This is a genomic window from Cronobacter sp. 153480017-3 (genome assembly GCF_053627815.1).
Map to the genome: position 1 here is coordinate 494,986 of NZ_JBSEYN010000001.1, position 24,025 is coordinate 519,010.

A 24,025-nucleotide genomic window follows, 5' to 3' on the forward strand; every position below is an offset into this window, starting at 1 on the left:
GTTGCCCCGCGCGTTGATAACGATAATAATTCGCATTCTTTATTAGATATCGTTACGCCCCTGTCACGCAGGGAGCAGATGGCAACCAGAGAAGACAACAATGACAATCGCTTTAACCCTGAAACGCTCCGCCGTGATGTGCGCGCTGGCGCTGGCGGCACCGCACGTCTCGCTCGCCGAGGAGACCATCACCGTTAGCGCCGCCCCCGCGCAAACGGCCGCCTCGCCTACCGAAGGCTACACGGTGAAAACCAGCACAGGTGCGACAAAAACCGATCAGCCGCTTATCACCACCGCGCAGTCGGTTTCCGTCGTCACGCGTCAGCAGATGGAAGATCAGGGGGCGCTGTCGGTTAACAGCGCGCTGAATTACACCGCAGGCGCATTTACCGGGTTCTCCGGCGGGGCAACCCGTTACGACACCATTTCATTGCGCGGCTTCCACGGCGGCGACGTCAATAACACGTTTTTAGACGGTCTGCGTCTGATGAGCGACGGCGGCAGCTATAACGTTTTACAGGTCGACCCGTGGTTCCTTGAACGTATCGATGTGATTAAAGGCCCCTCTTCCGCGCTTTACGGCCAGACCATTCCCGGCGGCGTGGTGATGGAAAGCTCGAAGCGCCCGCTCTTCAGCCCGGAAGGCCATCTGCGCGCCTCGGTCGGCAATCACAACACTCGCAACACCGCGTTTGATTACACCGACGCCATTAACGACGAGTGGGCTTACCGCATTACCGGCCTGACGAAATACACCGACACGCAGTATGAAAAAACGCGTGACGAACGCTACGCGATTTCTCCGCAGTTGCTGTGGCAGCCGGGCGAATCCACGTCGCTGCTGCTGCGCGCGTATCTTGAAAAAGATCCGTCCGGTGGTTATCACGGCTCGGTACCGGCAAGCGGCAGCCTCGATGCCACCTCGCACGGCAAGCTCGACACGGGCTTCTCGGACGTGGAGCCGGGCAACGACGAATTCAAACGCTACCAGCAGCTCTACAGCTACGCGTTTTCGCATGACTTCAATGACACTTGGTCGTTCCGCTCGAACGGCAGCTACACGCACTCGAATCTGGATCTCAAGCAGGCTTACCAGATTGGCTGGGCCGATGCATCGAAGAACGAGCTGACCCGCTACTACAGTGGCGAACACTCTTCGCTGAACGCCTGGGCTATGGACAATCAGTTAGAGGCGCGCTTTAACACTGGTGACCTCGCGCATACCGTAGTGTTAGGCGGCGAATACCATAAATTCACCAACAATCTTTCCGACGACGCGGGCTACACCACCAATCTCAACCCGTGGACCGGCGTCTCCGGCGGCGCGGGCGGCTTCTGGTATTACGACCCGCTCGACCCGACCTACGCCACCCGTCTGCAGGGTCTGCAACGCAAGGACATGAAGCGCGTCTATGAGCAAACCGGCGTTTATCTGCAGGATGAGATGGTCTGGAACCGCTGGCATATGGATCTTTCCGGGCGTTTCGACCACCTGGAAACCAAAAACCGCGTGATCACGCCGTCGGCGGGCACCGATACCACCGATCACCGCAAGGATGATCATTTCAGCGGTCGCGCCTCGCTGCTTTACGCGTTTGAAAACGGCCTGTCGCCGTACCTGAGTTACAGCACGGCGGTGACGCCGCAGGTGCTGACCGACGCCCGCGGCAAGCTGCTCAAGCCCACCACCAGCGAGCAGTATGAAGGCGGCCTGAAATATCAGCCGCCGGGTACGTCCGATCTCTACAGCATCGCCGTTTACGATCTGATGCAGAAAGATGTCGGTAACCGCGTCGTGGTCGGCAGCTATTTCGAACCGGCAGGCAAAGTGCATTCGCAGGGCGTAGAGCTGGAAGCGCACACGCAGCTGACTTCGCGTTTCTCGGCTATCGCCAACTACACCTGGAACCATGTGCGCTTTGAAGACGCCATTGACGGCAACAACAAGAACACGCCATACGTAACGCCGGATCAGATGGCGAACCTGTGGGGCCATTATCAGTTTGATTACGGCTTAAGCGCGGGCGCGGGTGTGCGCTACATCGGCAAACAGTGGGCGGATAACGAAAATACGCGCCGCGTGCCTTCCGTCACGCTGGTGGATGCGATGGTGAAAGCCGATCTGGGCGCGTGGAACAGCGCGCTGAAAGGGGCGTTTGTTCAGGTTAATGCGAATAACCTGACCGGACGTGACTACGTGGCGGGCTGCTACGGCACCGGCTACTGTTACTGGGGCGCGGAGCGCAGCGTGACCGCAACCGTCGGCTACGATTTCTGATCCTGACGAAAAAAAACGGCCCCAAGGGGCCGTTTTTACTGACCATTCAGACGGTCCTTACGGACCGTTTTTTAATCCCTGCGCAGCATACGGAAGATCAGCAGCACCACAATGGCACCGACGACCGCCACCAGGAAGCTCGGCAGGTTAAAGCCCGTCACGCTACCGCCCACGCCAAAGAATGTCGCCAGCCAGCCGCCGACCACCGCACCCACGATCCCGAGCACACAGGTCAGAATAAAGCCGCCGCCGTCACGGCCCGGCATAATCAGTTTGGCAATAATACCCGCGATAAGGCCAAATACGATCCAGGACAAAATACCCATAGTCTCCACCCTCTTGGTTAAGTCTCATTGAATGGTTCGCCACAAGGCGCGACAAACCGAAGTGGTTCAAGTATAGGTAATAAAAAAAGATTCTTCCGGTAAGCTCAGATTATCCTTATACAGAAAATGATTTATTTTAGGATAAATCTTAAGTTTCTGGCGGACGGGCCGATAACCGTTCACATCTCTCTGTCAGTCATTTGAGGAATCACGCGACGTGAGCAATTACAGTGAGCAGTTTCTGAAGCAAAATCCGCTGGCCGTACTGGGGATTTTACGCGACTTGCAAAAAAGCCAGGCGCCGATCCGCCTCTCCTGGGGCGGCTGGCAGTTTATCAGCCGTATTCTTGACGCCTCGCCGGAACAGCTGGTGCTGGATTTCGGCAGCCAGGCGAGCGAAAACCAGGCCGTGCAAAAAGCGAAAAATATCCAGTTCAGCGCTGAAGCCCAGGGCGCAAAGGTGGAATTTAACCTGCCTGCGCTGAACGTCGGGGAGTTTCAGAATCTGCCTGCCTTTGTCGCCCCGCTGCCGGAAGCCGTGTGGTTTGTGCAGCGCCGCGAGCATTTTCGTATTACCGCGCCGGTGCAGCCGCAGTTCTACAGCCTGGCGCGTATGCCTGATGGCAAGCTGTTTCGCGGTCGCCTGCAGGATTTGTCGCTTGGCGGCATGGGCACGCTGCTGGAAGGCGCGATGCCGGAAGGGCTGGAAGCAGGAATGCAGTTCTCGCCGCTGGAGCTTGACCTGCTGGAGTGGGGAAAATTTCGTGTCGACGCGCAGCTTTTAAACATCAGCGAGCGCAAAGTCGTGGACAGTAAAAACGAGACTATCGCCACGCCGCGCCTGAGCTTTCGCTTTATGAACGTAAGCCCGGGCACCGAGCGCGAACTCCAGCGCATTATCTTCGCGCTGGAGCGTATCGCCCGGGAAAAAGCCAGCCGGGTGCGCTAATCACATGGCGTTCATCGCCTGCTGCACTTTCCAGATATAACGCGGGGCCTGCGGTGCCGGATGATTTTTCGCGACATGTTCGACAAACTCATCCGGACTGAGATCGTTTATCTTTTCAATCGCCGCTTTGCGGTCTGAAGAGAACGTGCGCAGCAGCGCGCCCGCGCCATTCACATAAGAGACCACCAGCGCGTACTGCATCGTTTCCGGCGCTTCAATGCCCTTCAGGACGCCATGCTCAAGAATGCTTAAATACGCCGTGCCAATCGAAATATTGCGCTCCGGGTTTTTCAGCTCGCTGGACGACGGCTGGCCGCTCCAGCCCATATAGCGGTAGACTTCGCGCCCGGCGGTGGACGCTTTAATCTGCATCAGCCCGACCGCGTTAGATTTACTGACGAGCGTCGGATTACCGCCCGATTCCACTGCGATAATCGCCGTGACCAGACGCGGGCTGACGCCCCAGGCATTGCCGGCTTTTTCGGTAATCGGCATCCACTGCATTGCGCGTTTCACCGGCACCTCAGGGTTCCAGGGCGGGTTTTTATAATCCGGCGTGGAAGAACACCCGGCGAGGAACACCACTAACCACATCAACCATCTTAATTTCACGCAACTTTCCTTTCCATATCAGTGCCAAACGACGCATCACCCCGGATGGCCGCGCGGGCATCCGGATGACAACCGCTAAGGTTAGCGGCATGATAGCGGTTTCGCCTGGTATGTCAGCAAGGATTTGTCATGGTCTCTGTTCATCTCATCGCCCCGTCGGGCTACTGCATTAATCAGGACGCTGCCTGGCGCGGCGTACGCCGTCTCGAAGAGGCCGGAATAACCGTAAAAAATCAGCATGTTATTACGCGCCGGATGCAGCGTTTCGCCGGGCGCGACGACGAGCGTCTCGGCGATTTACAGGCGTTAAGCGCATTGTCTGAAAATGGCGCGATCGTGATGCCGGTACGCGGCGGCTACGGGATGACGCGCCTGCTGGAGCGCTTTGATCCGAAGCCCTTGATTGCCCGCCAGCAGGAAAACCCGCTGCTGATTTGCGGCCACAGCGATTTCACGGCGCTGCAGATGCTGCTGCTGGCGCGTGGCAAGACGATAACGTTCAGCGGCCCGATGCTGGCCGGGAATTTCGGCGCGCCGGAGATGAACGATTTTACCTGGCGCCACTTCTGGCAGGCGCTGACCGAACCGCAATTCACGCTTGCGTGGCGCAGCGACGGCGCGCCCTGCGAAACCGCAGGCACCGTCTGGGGCGGGAACCTGGCCATGCTGGCGTCCATCACCGGCACGCCGTGGATGCCGGTCATCGACGACGGCATTCTGGTGGTCGAAGACATCAACGAACACCCGTTCCGCGTTGAGCGTATGCTGCTGCAACTGCATGCGGCCGGGATTCTGGCGCGTCAGAAGGCGCTTATCCTCGGGAGCTTCACCGCCGCCGCCGTGAACGACTACGACGACGGCTATAACCTTGAAAGCGTCGTCGCCCTGCTGCGCGAGCGGCTCGGGATCCCGGTGCTGACCGGCCTTGCCTTCGGCCATGAGCAGGAGACCGTTACGCTACCGCTTGGCGCGCACGGCGAACTGCGCCATGACGGCGAACGTGCGCAGCTTCGCCTGAGCGGTCATCCGGTGCTGCCTGCTGCGGCAGGGACGGGGTTTAAGCAAGGGAAGTGAGTGAAAGATGTGTCTGAGCAGCGTGGCTGCTCAGACACAGAGGACTTTATACAGAATACGCACGGTGCGGAAATTATATTTTTTTAAATACCGCTTCCTGGCTCGGCTTAATCATACAACCATTTACCTGCTTGCGCTGATGCTGCAAACATTCTTATCGTCAGAGGCCGACGGGTCAGCTCAACCTCTTGTTTATTCAGCTTAAACCAGCGTTGTAAACATGATTTATATTCCCACGGAAAATATAAAGACCAATTTAAATCTTCAAGGCTAATATTAAATCTTTCCTTATACTTCCTGATTGCATCTTCCAAATCGTCACGCGGGCAATCATATAAATCCGAATCCAGTTCTAACGGTACTTCTTTCCAGTTTCGATCAAGATAACCCGGTATTTCTTCACGAAAAAGCGCCAGAATTTCATCAGTAATAGTCATCAGAATGAAGTCCATTCAGTAGTATCCATACACTCACCTCATTAGGCCATTGTCGTCTATTCCAGACATCAGTAAAGATAATATTTCCCTCATTGTGTTTCCAGGGTTTTTCGTAGTGGCGTTCTGGAGTTTCCAGAGGGTTATTATTCCGTTCCCTGGCGCAGCTATAGCTGGAGATAAAGAGCGTTACAAAAAGCTCGCTATACGCTAAAGAAACTGCCTGACGTTTATTCAGTAATCTATTCAGCCAGAGATAATTTGATTATGCTGATCAATGTTATTTGATTAAGGCCAGAGTATGAGTATCTGTTTCATAAGAATGGTGTATTGAGACATCAATCTACCATCGTACAATATTCGCAACGTCCGCTCCCTCACGAGCGGACGTTGCGGTTTTAACGCATCACACTTCCGGCCCTTCCACTAACACCAGCGTGCCGGTCGCGGCTTTTAAACGCATGGCTTTGGCGGCCTGATACGCTGGGCTTTCGTAAAAGCGCTTCGCGTCGTCGAACGAATCAAATTCCAGAACGAGGTGCTTTCCGTGGACCTCGCCTTCAAGATTTTCATACTGCCCTGACCATGCCACGATTTTCGGATTAAAAGGCTGCATGGCCTGTGCGGCGGCCTCAGCATATTCCGCGTAAGCAGCCGGATCGGTGATGGTCACGTGAGCCACCAGATAGCCTTTCTTCATTTTCTCTTCCTTTAATAGCAGTGGGTTTTATGCTCGCGCTGGCGAGAGACTGAGCGGGCGCGAGACGGGTAAATTATTTTCTGTATCAATGCAAGCAGGTGTCCGGCGCGCGGCAGCCTCATGCGGTTACGCGATTAGAGGCAGTCTATTAGGTACAGAGAGGGTTATAAATACGCAAAAACAGAACACACTGTTACCTGAAAGAGGAATAATCGACACAGGAATATCGCAGCGCGTCAGCTGCTTCACGGGCTGGGTGCAGATCCTGCAACCGTCCTTTGCCTGATACGAGCATTAGCGACAGCGAGACACGCATTTGGCTGCCAGTGAGACGTAAGATAAATCCCGAACCGCCTGCGAAACAGCGCCCTGAAGGCAAAGATGTTGCGAATGGGTAACCGGATGGCCCCTGCGATCTGCTACCCTGATTGACAGTTACGCTACGCAAACATCGGGAAAATGTCATTCACCATGCTAATTAAACCGATTGATTCATAATTAGTATGTTAAGTTTTTAGAAAACCCATCAGCAGAGGAGATCGCGCACGTTGGACGCCGGGACGATAATTAGTCTTTTTATTCTGGGTTCGGTACTGGTCACCTGCAGTATCCTGTTAAGTTCATTCTCGTCACGTCTTGGTATCCCCATCCTGGTGATTTTCCTGGCTATCGGCATGCTTGCGGGCGTGGATGGCGTGGGCGGAATTCCGTTTGACAACTACCCTTTCGCGTATCTGATAAGTAACCTGGCGCTGGCCGTCATCCTGCTGGATGGCGGGATGCGCACCCAGGCCAGCTCCTTTAAAGTCGCCCTCGGCCCTGCGCTGTCGCTCGCGACGGTCGGGGTGCTGATCACCTCCGGGCTGACCGGCATGGCCGCCGCATGGCTGTTCCATCTGGACATCATGGAAGGGCTGCTGATTGGCGCGATAGTCGGCTCTACCGACGCCGCAGCGGTTTTCTCGCTGCTCGGCGGCAAAGGCCTGAACGAGCGTGTCAGCTCAACGCTTGAGATTGAGTCCGGCAGTAACGATCCGATGGCGGTGTTTCTCACCATCACGCTGATTTCGATGATACAGGAGCATCAGACCGCGCTGAGCTGGCTGTTCCTGGTGCATATCATTCAGCAGTTCGGGCTCGGGATACTTATTGGCCTTGGCGGCGGCTGGCTGCTTTTGAAAACCATTAACCGTATTCCGCTGCCCTCCGGGCTCTACCCGCTACTGGCGTTAAGCGGCGGCATCATGGTGTTCTCCGTGACCACCGCGCTGGATGGCAGCGGCATTCTCGCAGTCTATCTGTGCGGTTTTGTGCTGGGTAATAAGCCTATTCGCAACCGCTACGGCATTCAGCAAACGTTCGACGGCCTCGCCTGGCTTGCGCAGATTGGCATGTTCCTGGTGCTCGGCCTGCTGGTGACACCGTCACATCTGCTGCCCATCGCCATTCCGGCGCTGCTGCTGTCGCTGTGGATGATTTTCGTCGCCCGCCCGCTCTCTATTTTTACCGGACTGCTGCCGTTTCGCGGGTTTACGCTGCGTGAGCGCGTGTTTATCAGCTGGGTGGGCCTGCGCGGCGCGGTGCCGATTATCCTTGCGGTCTTCCCGATGATGGCCGGGCTGCCGCGCGCGAATCTGTTTTTCGATGTGGCATTTTTCGTGGTGCTGGTGTCGCTGCTCTTCCAGGGAACGACGCTCGGCTGGGCCGCGAAAAAGGCCAAAGTGGTGGTGCCGGAAGTGGGCCGCCCGCAGTCGCGCGTGGGGCTTGATATTCACCCGGAAAACCCGTGGGAGCAGTTTGTTTATCAGTTGAGCGCCGATAAATGGTGCGTCGGCGCGGCGCTACGCGACCTCCACATGCCGAAAGAGACGCGCATCGCGGCGCTGTTTCGTGAAAACCAGCTGATGCACCCGACCGGCAGTACCCGGCTGCGTGAAGGCGACGTGCTGTGCGTGATTGGCCGCGAGCGTGACCTGCCTGCGCTTGGCAAGCTGTTCAGCCAGTCGCCGCCGGTGGCGCTCGACCAGCGTTTCTTCGGCGATTTTATCCTCGAAGCGGACGCGAAATTCTCCGACGTGGCGTTTATCTACGGGCTGGATGACCAGTCGGCGGTGGATCAAAACCGCACCATTGGTGAAGTGGTGCTGGCGCTGATTGGTGCCGCGCCTGTCGTGGGCGACCAGGTGGATTTTGCAGGCATGACGTGGACGGTGGCGGAGAAAGAGAATAACCAGATCCGCCGCATCGGTCTGAAAGTCGCCGAGGACAGCGACGAGTAAGACGTTATCGCGTGGTAGAAAAGAAAAAGGGAAACCCGCGGGTTTCCCTTTTTTATCGCCGGTATGACGCGTTTAGCGCGTGCTGACCGGCACGCGCGGCGCCAGCGCGCACATCAGCTCATAGCCGATAGTGCCGCAGGCCGCGGCGACATCGTCAATTTTAATCTCGTTGCCCCACAGCTCCACCGGGCTGCCGATGCCTGCCTGCGGGCAAGGCGTGAGATCGACTGCCAGCATATCCATCGAGACAGTACCGACAATGCCGGTACGCACGCCATCCACCAGCACTGGCGTGCCGTCCGGCGCATGACGCGGATACCCGTCAGCGTAACCGCCCGCTACAATGCCGATACGCTGTTCGCGAGCGGCGCGGTAACGGCTGCCGTAACCCACGGTATCGCCCGGTTTGAGCGTCTGCACGCCGATAATTTCGCTTTTCAGCGTCATCACCGGCTGCAGGCCGCTGGTGGCGATATCGCGCCACTGCCCGCTCGGCGACGCGCCGTAGAGCACGATGCCAGGACGAACCCAGTCAAAGTGCGCCTGCGGGTGCCAGAGCGCGGCGGCGGAGTTCGCGAGCGAACGCGGCGCGTCGATGCCTTCCGCCGCCTGCTCAATGCGCACCATCGCCGCATCGATACCGTCCGGGTGGTCGGCATCGGCGAAGTGCGCCATCAGCGTTATCTGCCCCACATTGGCAATCGCTTTCAGCTGCTGCCAGATGGTGTGCACCCGCTCCGGTACAAAACCGAGACGGTTCATGCCGCTGTTGATTTTGAGATAAACATCCAGCGGCGCGTTCAGCTTCGCCTCCGCCAGCGCCTTTAACTGCCAGTTGCTGTGCACGCTGGTGGTGAGCCGGTATTTATCAAACAGCGGCAGCTCATCGGCGTGGAAAAAACCTTCCAGCATCAGGATCGGGCCTTTCCAGCCGCGCTCGCGCAGCAGAATGGCCTCTTCCAGATTGAGCATGGCAAACCCGTCGGTGGCACCGAGCGCCGACCAGACGCGGTCAAGCCCGTGGCCGTAGGCGTTCGCCTTGACCACTGACCAGACACGCGACCGGGGTGCCGCGCGGCGCACTACCTCCAGGTTGTGACGCAGAGCCTGCAAATCCAGGCTCGCCTGTATCGGACGAGACATGCGGGTTCCTTATCAGGGGTGCGCGCCGTGCAGGCGGTGGGAGGACGACGGCGTAAAGCCTGGCGCGTAACGAGCGACCGACAGATCTTCAAACGGGATCGCAGGCGTGCGGCCGGAGATAATATCGCTCAGAAGCTGGCCGGAGCCGCAGGCCATCGTCCAGCCGAGCGTACCGTGGCCGGTATTGAGCCACAGGTTTTTAAATTCGGTGCGCCCGACCACCGGCGTGCCGTCCGGCGTCATCGGGCGCAGGCCGGTCCAGAATTTCGCCTGTTCGATATGGCCGCCGCGCGGGTAGAGATCGCGCACGACCATTTCCAGCGTCTCCTGACGCGGTTTCAAAAGCTCGGTATTAAAGCCGACAATCTCGGCCATACCGCCAACGCGGATGCGGTTATCAAAGCGCGTAATGGCGATTTTGTAGGTTTCATCGAGCACAGTGGAGACCGGCGCGCCGCTTTCATCGGCAATCGGAATGGTGAGCGAATAGCCCTTCAGCGGGTAGACCGGAATATCCACGATGCCTTTGAGCATAGCGGTGGAATAGGATCCGAACGCCATCACATAGCCATCGGCTTTGATGACTTCATCGCCGCACTTCACGCCGTAAATGCGCTGGCCTTCCGAGAGCAGTCTGTCCACCGGCGTGTTGTAACGGAACACCACGCCTGCCGCTTCCGCCATCTGCGCGAGGCGCGTGGTGAAAAGCTGGCAGTCGCCGGTTTCGTCGTTCGGCAGCTGCAGCCCGCCGGTGAGTTTATGCGCTACTTCAGCCAGTGCCGGTTCAACCTGCGCAAGTTCAGCGGCTTTCAGCAGGCGGAACGGCACGCCTTCGCTTTCCAGCACCGCGATATCGCGCGAGGCGTTTTCATACTGCTGCTCGGTGCGGAACAGTTGCAGCGTCCCGCCCTGACGGCCTTCATACTGAATACCGGTGGATTCGCGCAGCGCTTTTAAGCAGTCGCGGCTGTATTCCGCGAGACGCACCATACGGCCTTTATTCTGCATGTAGTGGCGGGTGTCGCAGTTACGCAGCATCTGCCACATCCACTTAAGCTGAAAGTGCGTGCCGTCAAGGCTGATAGCCAGCGGCGCGTGACGCTGGAACATCCACTTGATGGCTTTCAGCGGCACGCCGGGCGCAGCCCAGGGCGCTGCATAACCGGGCGAGATCTGGCCGGCGTTGGCGGCGCTGGTTTCCAGCGCCGGGCCCGGCTCGCGATCGATCACCGTCACTTCGTGCCCCGCCTGGCGTAAATACCAGGCGCTGGCGACGCCGACAACTCCACTCCCCAGCACGACTACATGCATGTCCTCTTCCTTCTCAGGCTAAAGAATAATTAACTGATTACAAATTGATAACCCAGAAGAAAATATTATTCAACATATGGCTTTTTTATGGTGAACCGACTCACAACTTTCCCCGCCACAGCAGGGATAGCGCTTTCAGGATCTCCTGCTTCCCTTCCCCTTCCGGCAAAATAAAATGCTGCCAGGCCTGTCATTTACCGACAGGTGGGCTCAGGAAATCGCGCAGAAAAAATTTTTGCCGTGGCGCTGATAAGTCGGGGGTGATCTATGCTTGAAATTAAGGCTCTCCCCGGATGAGAGCCGCTAACAATGAGGGCGCGCTGATGGCTACCGTAACTGATTCCCTGAAAAAGGATACCCAACGTCTGAGCGACGGGCCGGACTGGACATTTGAGCTGCTGGATGTCTATCTCGCTGAAATCGATCGCGTGGCGAAACTCTACCGGCTGGACACTTACCCGCATCAGATTGAGATAATCACCTCCGAACAGATGATGGATGCATACTCCAGCGTCGGGATGCCGATTAACTACCCGCACTGGTCGTTTGGTAAGAAATTCATCGAGACCGAGCGGCTCTATAAGCATGGTCAGCAAGGGCTGGCTTATGAAATCGTGATTAACTCCAATCCGTGTATCGCGTATCTGATGGAAGAGAACACCATTACCATGCAGGCGCTGGTGATGGCGCACGCCTGTTACGGCCACAACTCGTTTTTCAAAAATAATTATCTGTTCCGCAGCTGGACCGACGCCAGCTCGATTGTCGATTACCTGATTTTCGCCCGTCACTACATCACCGAGTGTGAAGAGCGCTACGGCGTTGATGAAGTCGAGAAGCTGCTGGATTCGTGCCACGCGCTGATGAATTACGGCGTGGATCGTTATAAACGCCCGCAGAAGATCTCGCTCCAGGAAGAGAAAGCGCGCCAGAAAAGCCGCGAAGAGTATCTGCAAAGCCAGGTCAATATGCTGTGGCGCACGTTGCCGCGGCGTGAAGAGGAGAAAGCCGTCGAGGCGCACCACCGCTTCCCGGCCGAGCCGCAGGAAAACCTGCTCTACTTTATGGAGAAGAACGCCCCGCTGCTGGAGCCGTGGCAGCGCGAGATCCTGCGCATCGTGCGGAAGGTGAGCCAGTATTTTTACCCGCAGAAACAGACGCAGGTGATGAACGAAGGCTGGGCGACGTTCTGGCACTACACCATCCTGAACCATCTCTATGATGAAGGAAAAGTGACCGAGCGCTTTATGCTGGAATTTTTACACAGCCACACCAACGTGGTATTCCAGCCGCCCTATAACAGCCAGTGGTACAGCGGTATTAACCCGTATGCGCTCGGCTTCGCTATGTTCCAGGACATCAAGCGTATCTGCCAGAACCCGACCGACGAAGACCGGCACTGGTTCCCGGATATCGCCGGCTCCGACTGGCTGGAAACCCTGCATTTCGCGATGCGCGACTTCAAAGATGAGAGCTTTATCAGCCAGTTCCTGTCGCCGAAAGTGATGCGCGATTTCCGCTTTTTTACGGTGCTGGATGACGATCGCAACAACTATCTGGAAATTGAGGCGATTCACAATGAAGAGGGCTACCGGTCGATTCGTAATGAGCTGTCGGCCCAGTACAATCTCAGTAACCTGGAGCCGAATATTCAGGTGTGGAACGTTAACCTGCGCGGCGATCGCGCGCTGACGCTGCGCTACATTCCCCAGCATCGCGCGCCGCTCGACAAAGGCCGCCGCGAAGTGCTGAAACATGTGCATCGCCTGTGGGGCTTCGACGTGCTGCTGGAGCAGCAGAACGAAGACGGCAGCGTAGAACTGCTGGAGCGCTGCCCGCCGCGCATCAATACGCTCTGACCCCTGCGTTCAACAAAAAAGGCTTCCCGAAGGAAGCCTTTTTTATGTTTGCGTCATGCCTTAACGGCTGTGCATCGCCAGATCGCCCGGCAGGTTTTTCTGCATCCGGTGCCAGATCTCGCCACTTTCACGGCCGTAAGTACGCACCACGTCGTAGACCTGATCGTGCAGCCCTTCGCGCGAGAGCGTGCCGAGCTTATGGTAGAAGCCCAGCGCCAGGCTGCGCGCTTCCGGGTTGGAGAAATAGTGACGGCCAATGCGGGTATAGAGCCCTTTCATGCCGTTGAGAATCAGCCCGTAGATAGGGTTGCCGGAGGCGAACGCCAGACCGCGGAAAATGTTGTAATCGAGCTCCGCGAAAGCGTCTGCGTGATCTTCCACTTCATCCGCCGTCGCGAGCACTTCACGCGCGCGCTCCGGGTGCATACGCAACGCGGTACGAATAAAAATCGTCGCGATGTTGGTGCGCACGGAAAGCAGGTTGTCGATAAGTTGCGGGACGCTTTCGTGGTCGAGACGCGCCAGCGTTTCGAGAATATTGAGGCCTGAGGTTTCCCAGAAGTTGTTTACTTTCGTTGGCTTACCGTGCTGGATAGTCAGCCAGCCGTCGCGCGCCAGGCGCTGTAACACTTCGCGCAGGGTGGTGCGCGTCACGCCAATCAGTTCAGAGAGTTCGCGTTCAGCAGGCAGAATAGATCCCGGAGGGAAGCGGTTATTCCAGATGCTTTCAATAATGTACTCTTCCGCGAAACCCGCCGGGCTCTGCGCCTTAATCACCATAATGAGCTTTCCAATACACCTGAGATGCAAAATTCACTCATCATACCAGACGCGCCGGGGCGCAGATAGCATGACGAAATGTAAAAAAAGGGATCGTGGTTCGGTTTTTAACAATCCCCACCGGCCCGCCATACGCGCCTGCGGCTTGATTGCCGCACCACTGCCGGGTACCCTGACATGTTAACGAAAAATAACCGTAAAGGATCATGGCATGGAAATTTCATATGGCCGGGCGTTGTATCGTAACTTTTTAGGACAATCTCCGGACTGGTACAAGCTTTGTTTACTTGGCTTTTTGATTCTTAATCCTCTGGTTTTCTGGGTAAGCCCCTTCACCGCCGGCTGGCTACTGGTGATTGAGTTTATCTTCACGCTGGCGATGGCGCTGAAGTGTTACCCTCTGCTGCCGGGTGGGTTGCTGGCCGTCGAGGCGCTGTTTATCGGGATGACCAGCGCCGAACACGTGCGTGAAGAGGTGGCGAATAACCTCGCCGTGGTACTGCTGCTGATTTTCATGGTGGCGGGCATTTACTTTATGAAGCAGTTGCTGCTGCTGATTTTCACCCGCCTGCTGCTGGGCATTCGCTCCAAGACCCTGCTCTCACTGGCATTCTGCTTTGCGGCGGCGTTTCTTTCCGCATTCCTCGACGCGCTGACGGTCGTCGCTGTGGTTATCAGCGTGGCGGTGGGCTTTTACGGTATCTACCATCGCGTCGCGTCAAATCGTGATGAGGGGCAGGAGCTGGTGGATGATGCCCAGCTGGACGACGAGCGCCGCGCCACGCTTGAGCGCTTTCGCGCGTTTCTGCGCAGCCTGATGATGCACGCGGGCGTCGGCACCGCGCTTGGCGGCGTGATGACGATGGTCGGCGAACCGCAAAACCTGATTATCGCGCACGCGGCGGGCTGGAGCTTCGGCGACTTCCTGCTGCGCGTCGCGCCCGTGAGCGTGCCGGTCTTTATCTGCGGCATCGTCACCTGCATTCTCGTGGAGAAAACCAAATCGTTCGGCTATGGCGAACCGCTGCCGGAGCCGGTACGTAAGATCCTGCGCGAATACGATGACAAGAGCCGCCAGAAGCGTACCCGTCAGGACACCATGAAGCTGATAACCCAGGGGCTTATCGGCGTGTGGCTGATTACGGCGCTGGCGCTGCATCTGGCGGAAGTGGGCCTGATTGGTCTTTCGGTCATTATTCTCGCCTCGTCGCTGTGCGGCGTCACCGATGAGCACGCTATCGGCAAAGCGTTTACCGAGGCGCTGCCGTTTACCGCCCTGCTGACTGTGTTCTTCGCCGTGGTGGCCGTTATCATCGACCAGCATCTCTTCGCGCCGATTATCGCTTATGTGCTCGAAGCCTCGCCGCATAACCAACTGTCGCTGTTCTATCTCTTCAACGGCCTGCTGTCGTCTATCTCCGATAATGTGTTTGTTGGCACGGTGTATATCAACGAAGCGAAAAGCGCGCTCCAACAGGGGGTTATCGACGCGAAACAGTTTGAGATGCTGGCGGTGGCGATCAATACCGGCACCAACCTTCCGTCCGTCGCCACGCCAAACGGCCAGGCGGCGTTTCTGTTCCTTCTGACCTCAGCCCTGGCGCCGCTAATCCGTCTCTCCTATGGCCGCATGGTCTGGATGGCGCTGCCGTATACAATCGTACTGACGCTGGTGGGACTCGCCTGTGTACAGTTTACGCTGGTGCCGTTCACCGACTGGCTACTGCAAAGCGGCTGGGTGAGTACGCCTGCCACGACGGCGCTGCTGCATTAATCGCAAATCGGGCTCCCGCAGCCCGATTTTCTTTTTATGGGCAGAGGTTTAATGCGTTATTTTTGATGTGGCTAGTGGCGTCAAACCCGTTTTCGTTTACACTGCCGGTTCAACGCAGATTGCAGAGATAATCATTATGTTGCGATATTTAAACCAGTGTTCGGGTGGCCGCGGCGCATGGCTTTTGCTGGCGCTTACCGCTTTTGCGCTGGAAATGGTGGCGCTGTGGTTCCAGCATGTCATGATGCTGAAGCCGTGCGTGTTGTGTATTTATGAACGTTGCGCGCTGTTTGGCGTAATGGGCGCAGGGCTGGTGGGAGCCATTGCACCGAAAACCCCGTTACGTTTTGTGGCGATGGGTATCTGGATTTACAGCGCCTGGAAAGGCCTGATGCTCGCCATTGAGCACACAAACATCCAGTTGCACCCTTCACCGTTTGTGACCTGCGATTTCGCAGCGCGTTTCCCGACCTGGCTGCCGCTCGATAAATGGCTGCCGCAGGTGTTTGTCGCCAGCGGTGACTGCGCCGAGCGCCAGTGGTCCTTCCTGACGCTTGAGATGCCGCAGTGGTTAATCGGCATTTTCGCCGCTTATCTGGTGGTTGCCCTGCTGGTGCTGCTGGCGCAGGCGTTCAAACCGAAAAAACGCGATCTTTTCGGCCGCTACTGAGTGCTTCTCAGTTGCGCTGCACCACGCCCACCGCGCTCCGGCCGGTGGGCGTTTTTATTGGCTCAACATACGCATTGCCTTTACCGCCTGGCTTGTTCTGAGTTCACCTGCCTATACTTAATTGTGTGTTTGATTAACGACAGGAGGACGTGATGAATAAGTATTTACTTAACGTCGAAAAAGACGATCCGAACGAAGCACCGGAATCTGGCGATAAAAGGCCGAGCCCGAATCAGAAGTAAGTAGAAGGTCGCTGAGGCGGCCTTTTTTATCGTATTTTTTACAATCGCTGGTTTATTAGACAATAAGGCTCTTTACTTAACTTTACGATTAAAAACAGAGCCTTAATTATCACTACAATAGATATAGACTATCAGTTCAATCACTATAAAAAGGTGAATTGTATCAAGGCAAGAGATGTGCTATTTGTGTGGTCAGATGATTTTGCTAAGCCTTCTCAGCCTTATGAACCCACTGATTTTTCGTGACGATATTTGCATTAAAGCCGTGCTCACGGCGTCCGGTACGCTGCGCGGCGTATCGATTATCCGACTTTCGGATAATGAAAATCTGATAACCATCATCGCGCAACCCTGCAGCCATCTTGAAGAACAGGTTGCTCGTTTTTTATCCCTCACTACTGATGAGCACGCTACGCTGCATCAGTTCCTCGCGCAATTCTGCGAACCAGAATAAGCCGTCATTACGCTTTAATTAATGAAAATGCAATTATTCAGACTTGCTTAAGAAATATCTCAGATCGCACTAAGCGAAAAGTCTGATTTTTTAAAATTACAGATGCACCGGAATAAACAGTAGCTATACTCCCTGTGTCGTAAACAAGAAGCCCGGAGTATTGTATGGAGATTTCAAGCAGAACTGCGGTTTTACTTAACCTGTTCGCCTTTGCTGGTCTACTCCTTTCCTTATCCGTCAGGTTTGGCTGGATCTGAGCCGCCCTGCGTCTCGGGGCCGACAGCAAACCCTCTTGCCACGCGATGTTCTTCCCGCTATGACGGGTGAGAAAAACCGCAACGCTTACCTTCCGGATAAAAAAAAGCCGCTCTTCGTTAGCGGCTTTTTATATTTCTTTAATTAGCAGATGCACGGTTCAAGGTCTTCGAAAAAAGAATATGCGTTTATTCTGCCCAGTCCGGTTTGTTTAAAATATGGTCTTGCCAGTCGCGCACTTCGGATTCTTTAACGGCAATATGACGCACCGAAATACGCTCGGCGTGCATCGCGGCTTTTGAGCCGGTGCGCAGCGGATGCCACAGCGGCAGGTTTTTCCCTTCGGCCAGCAGCCGATACGCGCAGGTCGGCGGCAGCCACTCAAACGTAGGCAGGTTTTCACGGGTCAGCTTGATACAGTCCGGCTCATACTCGAAGCGCCGTTCATAGTTGCGGCACTGACAGGTTTTGATATTAAGCTGACGGCAGGCGACGTTGGTGAAATAGATTTCGTCGGTGTCTTCATCCATCAGCTTATGCAGGCAGCACTGACCGCACCCGTCGCAGAGCGATTCCCACTCGGCGTCGCTCATCTCATCCAGTGTTTTACGCTGCCAGAAAGGCGTTTCGGTCATAACGGTGTCCGCGCATCAAAAATTAAGCTGCACCTTATAAACACTCTGACGCCAGGATGCAAGTTTTGCCGCCCTGTGGGCGGCATCTTTACAGAACGCGCGTCGAGAGCGAGTGGTTGTCGAAGGTAATGTCAAGCGCGTCGCCGCTGTTAAGCGGACCGACGCCCTCCGGCGTGCCGGTCAGGATCACATCGCCTGCGCGTAGCGTGAAGAAACGGCTCATGTAGGCGATAAGCGGCACGATCTTATGGATCATATCGGCGGTATTGCCGCTCTGGCGTACCTCGCCGTTCACGCGCAGGCTGAGCGGCGTGTTTTGCGGATCGCCGGTAAACTCCCCTGCCGGGATAAACCCGGAGATTGGGCATGAATTATCAAACGCTTTCGCCTTCTCCCACGGCTGTCCGGCCTTTTTCATTTTGCCCTGGATATCGCGAAGCGTCAGATCGAGCGCGACGCCATAACCGGCGATCGCTTTGGCGACATGCTCTTCACTCGCCTGACGCAGCGTTGCGCCAATCAGCACCGCCAGCTCCACTTCATGATGCACCGAGCCGAGCCCCTGCGGCAGCACAAGCGGCTGGCGCAGATCGCACAACGCAGTTTCCGGCTTAATAAAAAGCACCGGCTCTTCCGGCGTAGCGCTGCCCATCTCCTGAATATGCTTTGCGTAGTTACTGCCCACACAAACCACTTTGCTGACCGGATAATCAAGCAGCGCGCCCTGCCAGTGATGATGTTGGTACATAGCGTCCCTCTGTGTTCGATGATAAGACAGTACGTAACTATTTGCCCCGCCAGTGCGAAAAGTCAAACCGCGCGCATTGGCGCAAAAAAAGCGCCGTATAAAAACGGCGCGCAGGACTATTTTTTACCGATCGATTCGAGATGCTGTTTAAGCAAATTTTCCGGCGGCGGGGGGAGCTGTAAATAATAGCCCTGGTCTTTAAGCGCCTGTTTCACTTTTTCGAGATCGGCGTTGGCTAATTTTTTACGACCATCCAGCGGCAGCATCATGGTCATAATTGGCTGCCCGAAACCGGCCAGCAATTCTTCCGGCACTCGCGAAAAATCGTCTTTTTTTTCAACATAAAGATAAGTTTGTTCGCGACGCGCGCTTCGATAGATCACACAAAACATGTTTTTACTCTAATTTAGCCAGATGGTTACTTGCCTGAATATAAGGCTGACTATAACATGCCTGATGTGCTTCGGAATATCATCCCACTGCGGTGGGGATTTAAACTGAATTGAGTAAGGCCAGGATGTCAAACACGCCCATCGAGCTAAAAGGCAGTAGTTTCACTTTATCAGTGGTTCATTTGCATGATGCTCACCCTGAGGTTATTCGCAAGGCGCTTGAAGAAAAAATTGCTCAGGCGCCGGCCTTTCTCAAAAATGCGCCAGTGGTTGTGAATGTTGCGGGACTTGATGGGTCGATAAACTGGCAGCAACTGCACCAGACGTTTATCGACAGCGGACTGCATCTGGTCGGCATCAGCGGCTGTCAGGATGACGCGCTGAAAGCGGAAATTTCGCGTGCGGGACTGGCGCTGCTCACTGAGGGAAAATCCAGCGCACCACGCGCTGCAAAGCCTGCTGAAACGTCCGCGCCGCCAGCGGCGGCGCTGCGTACCCGGTTAATCGATCTGCCGGTGCGTTCCGGCCAGCGGATCTACGCGCCGGGTGCTGATCTGGTGGTCACAAGTCACGTCAGCGCGGGCGCGGAGCTTATCGCCGATGGCAATATTCACGTCTACGGCACCATGCGCGGGCGCGCCCTCGCCGGTGCCGGCGGCGATAAAGAAGCACAAATATTTTCAACGAATCTCGCGGCGGAGCTGGTTTCCATCGCCGGGGTTTACTGGCTGAGCGATCAAATCCCGGCCGAGTTTTACAACAAAGCGGCACGCCTGCGACTGGCCGACGGCGCGCTGACGGTTCAACCATTAAATTAAGCCCTTTTAACAAGGAATTCCTTTATGGCACGCATTATTGTAGTTACATCAGGTAAAGGGGGCGTTGGCAAAACCACCTCCAGCGCGGCCATCGCTACGGGTCTGGCCCAGAAGGGAAAGAAGACCGTAGTTATCGATTTTGATATCGGCCTGCGTAACCTTGATCTCATCATGGGTTGTGAACGCCGTGTCGTATACGATTTTGTGAACGTGATTCAGGGCGATGCCACGCTGAATCAGGCGCTTATCCGCGATAAACGCACCGAAAGCCTCTATATCCTGCCTGCCTCGCAGACCCGCGACAAAGACGCGCTGACCCGCGAAGGCGTGGAAAAGGTGCTGGATGAGCTGAAAAAGATGGAGTTCGACTTCATTGTCTGTGACTCCCCTGCCGGTATCGAAACCGGTGCGCTGATGGCACTCTATTTTGCTGACGAAGCCATCATTACCACTAACCCGGAAGTCTCCTCCGTGCGCGACTCCGACCGTATCCTGGGCATCCTCTCTTCCAAATCGCGCCGCGCCGAAAATGGCGAAGAGCCGATTAAAGAGCACCTGCTGCTGACCCGCTACAACCCGGGCCGCGTCAGCAAAGGCGATATGCTCAGCATGGAAGATGTGCTGGAGATCCTGCGTATTCCTCTGGTGGGCGTCATCCCGGAAGATCAGTCTGTGCTTCGCGCCTCCAACCAGGGCGAGCCGGTCATTCTTGACGCCACATCCGACGCAGGCAAAGCCTACGCCGATACCGTTGATCGCCTGATGGGAGAAGAACGTCCTTTCCGCTTCATTGAAGAAGAGAAGAAAGGTTTCCTCAAACGCCTGTTCGGAGGATAAGTTATGGCATTACTCGACTTTTTTCTCTCCAGAAAAAAGAACACCGCCAGTATCGCCAAAGAGCGCTTACAAATTATTGTTGCTGAGCGTCGTCGTAGCGATGCTGAACCGCATTATTTACCGCAGCTGAAGCGGGATATTCTGGAAGTGATTTGCAAATACGTTCAGATTGATCCGGAAATGGTCACCGTTCAGCTGGAACAAAAAGGCGACGATATTTCGATTCTCGAACTTAATGTCACCTTACCGGAAGCGGAAGAGACAAAATAACACTAAAAAATACCCCGGCATGCCGGGGTATTTTTTCAGTCAATTCACTGTATATATTTTCAGTAAACTTCACATTTCCTGTAAATAATTACAGGTCACGCCGTTAATAATTTTCCAGCAGCGTTTTTAATGATTCATTTAATAGCTCGCCGCGCCAGCCGCTGGTTAATTCCGGCAGCTGATTCTGCGGTTTCAGCTTCCAGTGCCAGTTCAGTAGCTGGTTAATCTGGCGGCGTGAGGCCATCAGCTCGGCGCTGATCTTGTGCGCCTCGCTCGTCGCCTGCACCAGCGCTTTGATCTCTTTAAATACTTTGCGATAGCCCGGCATGTCGACCAGATTCGAGAGCGGCTCCGGCAGCGCCTCTTCCGGCAGCGCCTGCGCCTGCGCGACCAGCGCCAGCAGCGTCTTGCCGTGGAAGCGGATTTCACTGCCGGAAAGCCCCATGCCGTCAAGCTCGCCAAGCGAGCCTGGCATATGGCGCGCCACTTTCCAGAGGTTTTCTTCACGCACCACGAAATTCACCGCCATATCGCGCTCGCGCGCTTTGCGCAGACGCCAGCCCGCCAGCAGTTTCAGGCACGCAAGCTGACGCGGACGCAGTTGCCAGGCGTTGGTGATTTCACGCCAGGCTTCATCAGGATCGAGCACCTCGCCGCGGCGCTGGGTCATCAAGCGGCATTCGTTGATGGCGGCGGTCAGCCAGCCGGCTTCGCGCACCTGTTCCATCAGTTTGTGGGCGATCGGCAGCAGATACCAGACATCCGCCGCCGCGTAATCGCACTGGCGCTCGGTCAGCGGACGCGCCAGCCAGTCGGTGCGCGACTCGCTTTTATCCAGCACCACGCCGGTGTGATGTTCCACAAGCGTAGCAAAACCGCAGGAGAGCGGATGACCAACGAACGAAGCCAGCACCTGAGTGTCGATAAACGGATCGGGCATCATGCCGAACGCGTTCTGGAACACTTCCAGATCTTCGCTGCCCGCGTGGAGAAACTTGGTAACGTTTTGATCCTGCAACAGCGCCTGAAACGGCGCCCAGTCGGTGATGGTCAGCGGATCGATAAGCGCGACGTTTTCGCCGTCATACAGCTGGATAAGCCCCAGCTGTGGGTAGTAAGTACGGGTACGGACAAATTCGGTGTCCAGCGCCAGGGCGCGCTGCGTGCGTGCGGTCTCGCACAGCGTCGCCAGCGCGTCATTGGTGGTAATCATCTGGTAATTCAAATCGCTCTCTCTTTGTCTGCGCCCATAAAAAACGCCGGTAGAACCGGCGTCAGGGCGACGTGATTGCAGCTCAGGCGGTATTGTCGCCCGCCCGGCGCGCTTCGTCACGTAGTTCTCGTCGTAAAATTTTCCCGACGTTGGATTTTGGCAGCTCGGTGCGAAATTCAACCTGCTTCGGCACTTTATAGCCCGTCAGGTGACGGCGACAGAAGGTGATCAGCGCTTCTTCCGTAAGCGACGCTTCTTTCTTCACCACGAAGATTTTCACCAGTTCGCCGCTGGCTTCCGACGGGATGCCCACCGCCGCGACTTCCTGCACGCCACTGTGCTGCATTACCACATCTTCAATTTCATTCGGATAGACGTTAAAACCGGAGACCAGAATCATATCTTTTTTGCGATCGACGATACGCAGGAAACCCTCTTCGTCCATCACCGCGATATCACCGGTGCGCAGCCAGCCGTCCTGAAGGATCTCATCGGTGGCGTCCGGACGCTGCCAGTAGCCCAGCATCACCTGCGGGCCTTTAATGCACAGCTCGCCAGGCTCACCGGCTGCCACTTCATTGCCTCCGTCGTCAATCAGTTTGACTTCGGTGGACGGCACCGGCAGGCCAATGCTGCCGCTGTGGTAGTCGATATCGTGCGGGTTAACGCTCACCAGCGGCGAGCATTCGGTAAGCCCATAGCCTTCCAGCAGGAACTGACCGGTGAGTTTTTCCCAGCGCTCCGCGACCGCCTGATGCACCGGCATCCCGCCGCCCGCCGAGAGGTGAAGCGAGGAGAAATCGAGCTTATGGAAATCTTTGTTATTCAGCAGCGCGTTAAACAGCGTGTTCACGCCGGTCATCGCGGTAAATGGATATTTGCCAAGCTCTTTGACCAGCCCCGGAATATCGCGCGGGTTGGTAATCAGCACGTTCTGCCCGCCGAGTTCAATAAACAGCAGACAGTTCATGGTGAGCGCGAAAATGTGATACAGCGGCAGCGCGGTGATCACCAGCTCTTTGCCGCGATGCAGCAGCGGGCCGTACGTGCCGAGCACTTGTTCGAGGTTAGCAAGCATGTTGCGATGGGTCAGCATCGCACCTTTCGCCACGCCCGTAGTACCGCCGGTATATTGCAGGAAAGCGAGATCGTCTGGCGTCACTTCCGGCTTGATGTACTGCATGCGGTAGCCGTTATGCAGCGCGCTGCGAAACGAAATAGCGTCCGGCAGGTGATACTTCGGCACCAGGCGTTTCACGTACTTCACCACAAAATTCACCAGGGTGCCTTTGGCGGTGGAGAGCTGATCGCCCATGCGGGTCAAAATGACGTGTTTCACCTGGGTCTTATCGACCACTTTTTCCAGCGTGTGGGCAAAGTTAGAAACGATGACGATGGCGCTGGCACCGCTGTCGTTCAGCTGATGCTCCAGCTCGCGCGGCGTGTAGAGCGGGTTGACGTTCACGACGATCATTCCGGCGCGCAGAATGCCGAACAGCGCCACCGGATATTGCAGGAGATTTGGCATCATCAGCGCCACGCGATCGCCTTTTTGCAGGCCCAGGCCCTGTTGCAGCCAGGCGGCGAAGGCGCGGCTGCGCTCTTCCAGCTTGCGGAAGGTCATCACCTCACCCATGTTGGTGAAGGCGGGCTGATCCGCGTAGCGTGTGCAGGATTGCTCAAACAGATCCACCAGGGAGTGATAACGGTCCGGGTTTATCTCCGCCGGAACATCCGCCGGATAACGGTTAAGCCAAACCTTCTTCAATGCGTCACCTCTGAATGTATTATTCGTCGTCATCACAACCCCAAAACAATAAACACGGCATTAACATAATATTAACTCATTGTACCAGTTTATTAATTCGCCTGATTTAAGGTTGCGAAGCGCGTCACTAATTATTTTTGTTATACCGATAAAACAAATAAACAGCGGACGGGCCGCTGTTTATTTTATTCACTAAATCAATGA

Annotated in this window: 25 protein-coding genes; 13 read left to right on the top strand and 12 right to left on the bottom strand. The window is 55.9% G+C overall.

The genetic code is table 11. From position 1 onward, the window contains the following. The first annotated feature begins 100 nt into the window (after positions 1–100). Entirely contained in the window at positions 101–2,278 is a 2,178-nt protein-coding gene (locus ACUW6V_RS02400) for a TonB-dependent siderophore receptor (protein ID WP_454037948.1), read from the top strand. Positions 2,279–2,349: 71 nt separating this feature from the next. Here the strand turns inward: ACUW6V_RS02400 and ACUW6V_RS02405 are convergent, their stop codons facing one another. Next, complete coding sequence (locus ACUW6V_RS02405) at positions 2,350–2,604, bottom strand: GlsB/YeaQ/YmgE family stress response membrane protein (protein ID WP_004386309.1); 255 nt, start codon at positions 2,602–2,604, stop codon at positions 2,350–2,352. Positions 2,605–2,821: 217 nt separating this feature from the next. On the opposite strand from ACUW6V_RS02405, the gene ycgR reads away from it, so the two are divergent. Next, on the top strand, positions 2,822–3,553 hold the full coding sequence (ycgR, locus tag ACUW6V_RS02410) for a flagellar brake protein YcgR (protein WP_105622273.1): 732 nt from the start codon (positions 2,822–2,824) through the stop codon (positions 3,551–3,553). Here ycgR and emtA read toward each other — a convergent pair whose 3' ends face one another. Next, positions 3,554–4,165 carry a membrane-bound lytic murein transglycosylase EmtA gene (emtA, locus tag ACUW6V_RS02415; RefSeq protein WP_007775739.1) on the bottom strand — a complete coding sequence of 204 codons (612 nt, stop codon included), beginning with the start codon at positions 4,163–4,165 and terminating at the stop codon, positions 3,554–3,556. A 129-nt stretch (positions 4,166–4,294) separates the two neighbouring features. Here emtA and ldcA point away from each other — a divergent pair, with 129 nt between their 5' ends. Then, positions 4,295–5,239 carry a muramoyltetrapeptide carboxypeptidase gene (gene ldcA / locus ACUW6V_RS02420; protein ID WP_454037949.1) on the top strand — a complete coding sequence of 315 codons (945 nt, stop codon included), beginning with the start codon at positions 4,295–4,297 and terminating at the stop codon, positions 5,237–5,239. 107 nt (positions 5,240–5,346) lie between these two features. Here ldcA and ACUW6V_RS02425 read toward each other — a convergent pair whose 3' ends face one another. Further along, a complete protein-coding gene (locus tag ACUW6V_RS02425; protein WP_454037950.1) occupies positions 5,347–5,691 on the bottom strand; it encodes a DUF1493 family protein in 345 nt (114 codons plus the stop codon). Between the two features lie 388 nt (positions 5,692–6,079). Further along, entirely contained in the window at positions 6,080–6,373 is a 294-nt protein-coding gene (locus tag ACUW6V_RS02430) for a DUF1330 domain-containing protein (RefSeq protein ID WP_454037951.1), read from the bottom strand. 548 nt (positions 6,374–6,921) lie between these two features. Here ACUW6V_RS02430 and ACUW6V_RS02435 point away from each other — a divergent pair. Beyond that, positions 6,922–8,652: a potassium/proton antiporter gene (locus ACUW6V_RS02435; protein ID WP_004384991.1), complete on the top strand. Its 1,731-nt coding sequence runs from the start codon at positions 6,922–6,924 to the stop codon at positions 8,650–8,652. A gap of 72 nt (positions 8,653–8,724) precedes the next feature. Here ACUW6V_RS02435 and dadX read toward each other — a convergent pair whose 3' ends face one another. Beyond that, positions 8,725–9,795 (bottom strand): catabolic alanine racemase DadX, encoded by a 1,071-nt coding sequence (gene dadX, locus ACUW6V_RS02440; RefSeq protein ID WP_454037952.1) that lies wholly within the window; start codon positions 9,793–9,795, stop codon positions 8,725–8,727. A 12-nt stretch (positions 9,796–9,807) separates the two neighbouring features. Continuing rightward, positions 9,808–11,106 (bottom strand): D-amino acid dehydrogenase, encoded by a 1,299-nt coding sequence (locus tag ACUW6V_RS02445; RefSeq protein ID WP_105627767.1) that lies wholly within the window; start codon positions 11,104–11,106, stop codon positions 9,808–9,810. Positions 11,107–11,429: 323 nt separating this feature from the next. Here ACUW6V_RS02445 and ACUW6V_RS02450 point away from each other — a divergent pair, with 323 nt between their 5' ends. Continuing rightward, a complete protein-coding gene (locus tag ACUW6V_RS02450) occupies positions 11,430–12,965 on the top strand; it encodes a SpoVR family protein (protein WP_004384988.1) in 1,536 nt (511 codons plus the stop codon). 60 nt (positions 12,966–13,025) lie between these two features. Here ACUW6V_RS02450 and fadR read toward each other — a convergent pair whose 3' ends face one another. Continuing rightward, positions 13,026–13,745, bottom strand: coding sequence for a fatty acid metabolism transcriptional regulator FadR (fadR, locus tag ACUW6V_RS02455; RefSeq protein ID WP_012124511.1), 720 nt, complete (start codon positions 13,743–13,745; stop codon positions 13,026–13,028). A gap of 211 nt (positions 13,746–13,956) precedes the next feature. Between fadR and nhaB the strand changes: the two genes are divergently transcribed. From nhaB to yncL, 5 genes are all read left to right on the top strand, one after another. Continuing rightward, positions 13,957–15,519 (top strand): sodium/proton antiporter NhaB, encoded by a 1,563-nt coding sequence (gene nhaB, locus ACUW6V_RS02460; protein WP_454037953.1) that lies wholly within the window; start codon positions 13,957–13,959, stop codon positions 15,517–15,519. 136 nt (positions 15,520–15,655) lie between these two features. Continuing rightward, the gene (gene dsbB / locus ACUW6V_RS02465) at positions 15,656–16,189 is read left to right on the top strand and encodes a disulfide bond formation protein DsbB (protein WP_454037954.1); all 534 of its coding nucleotides are present in this window, start codon (positions 15,656–15,658) and stop codon (positions 16,187–16,189) included. 152 nt (positions 16,190–16,341) lie between these two features. Beyond that, complete coding sequence (locus ACUW6V_RS02470) at positions 16,342–16,431, top strand: hypothetical protein (RefSeq protein ID WP_085959387.1); 90 nt, start codon at positions 16,342–16,344, stop codon at positions 16,429–16,431. A 223-nt stretch (positions 16,432–16,654) separates the two neighbouring features. Then, positions 16,655–16,885, top strand: coding sequence for a hypothetical protein (locus ACUW6V_RS02475; protein ID WP_007888078.1), 231 nt, complete (start codon positions 16,655–16,657; stop codon positions 16,883–16,885). A gap of 164 nt (positions 16,886–17,049) precedes the next feature. Next, positions 17,050–17,142, top strand: a complete 93-nt coding sequence (gene yncL, locus ACUW6V_RS02480) for a stress response membrane protein YncL (RefSeq protein ID WP_071601485.1) — start codon at positions 17,050–17,052, stop codon at positions 17,140–17,142. 186 nt (positions 17,143–17,328) lie between these two features. Here the strand turns inward: yncL and ACUW6V_RS02485 are convergent, their stop codons facing one another. The 3 genes from ACUW6V_RS02485 to ACUW6V_RS02495 form a co-directional block, all read right to left on the bottom strand. Next, positions 17,329–17,775, bottom strand: coding sequence for a YcgN family cysteine cluster protein (locus tag ACUW6V_RS02485; RefSeq protein ID WP_007868487.1), 447 nt, complete (start codon positions 17,773–17,775; stop codon positions 17,329–17,331). Between the two features lie 88 nt (positions 17,776–17,863). Next, positions 17,864–18,523, bottom strand: coding sequence for a fumarylacetoacetate hydrolase family protein (locus ACUW6V_RS02490; RefSeq protein WP_007888075.1), 660 nt, complete (start codon positions 18,521–18,523; stop codon positions 17,864–17,866). A gap of 116 nt (positions 18,524–18,639) precedes the next feature. Then, positions 18,640–18,915, bottom strand: a complete 276-nt coding sequence (locus ACUW6V_RS02495; protein ID WP_004384981.1) for a YcgL domain-containing protein — start codon at positions 18,913–18,915, stop codon at positions 18,640–18,642. A 125-nt stretch (positions 18,916–19,040) separates the two neighbouring features. Here ACUW6V_RS02495 and minC point away from each other — a divergent pair, with 125 nt between their 5' ends. Genes minC through minE form a run of 3 tightly spaced genes read left to right on the top strand, consistent with a single transcriptional unit; the run spans position 19,041 to position 20,840 of the window. Continuing rightward, on the top strand, positions 19,041–19,733 hold the full coding sequence (gene minC, locus ACUW6V_RS02500) for a septum site-determining protein MinC (protein WP_454037955.1): 693 nt from the start codon (positions 19,041–19,043) through the stop codon (positions 19,731–19,733). 24 nt (positions 19,734–19,757) lie between these two features. Continuing rightward, a complete protein-coding gene (gene minD, locus ACUW6V_RS02505; RefSeq protein WP_004384979.1) occupies positions 19,758–20,570 on the top strand; it encodes a septum site-determining protein MinD in 813 nt (270 codons plus the stop codon). A gap of 3 nt (positions 20,571–20,573) precedes the next feature. After that, complete coding sequence (gene minE / locus ACUW6V_RS02510) at positions 20,574–20,840, top strand: cell division topological specificity factor MinE (protein ID WP_004384978.1); 267 nt, start codon at positions 20,574–20,576, stop codon at positions 20,838–20,840. A 103-nt stretch (positions 20,841–20,943) separates the two neighbouring features. Here minE and rnd read toward each other — a convergent pair whose 3' ends face one another. Both rnd and fadD read right to left on the bottom strand, forming a co-directional pair. Further along, positions 20,944–22,053, bottom strand: coding sequence for a ribonuclease D (gene rnd, locus ACUW6V_RS02515; protein WP_171964665.1), 1,110 nt, complete (start codon positions 22,051–22,053; stop codon positions 20,944–20,946). 82 nt (positions 22,054–22,135) lie between these two features. Further along, positions 22,136–23,821 (bottom strand): long-chain-fatty-acid--CoA ligase FadD, encoded by a 1,686-nt coding sequence (fadD, locus tag ACUW6V_RS02520; RefSeq protein WP_142969014.1) that lies wholly within the window; start codon positions 23,819–23,821, stop codon positions 22,136–22,138. Positions 23,822–24,025: the final 204 nt, after the last annotated feature.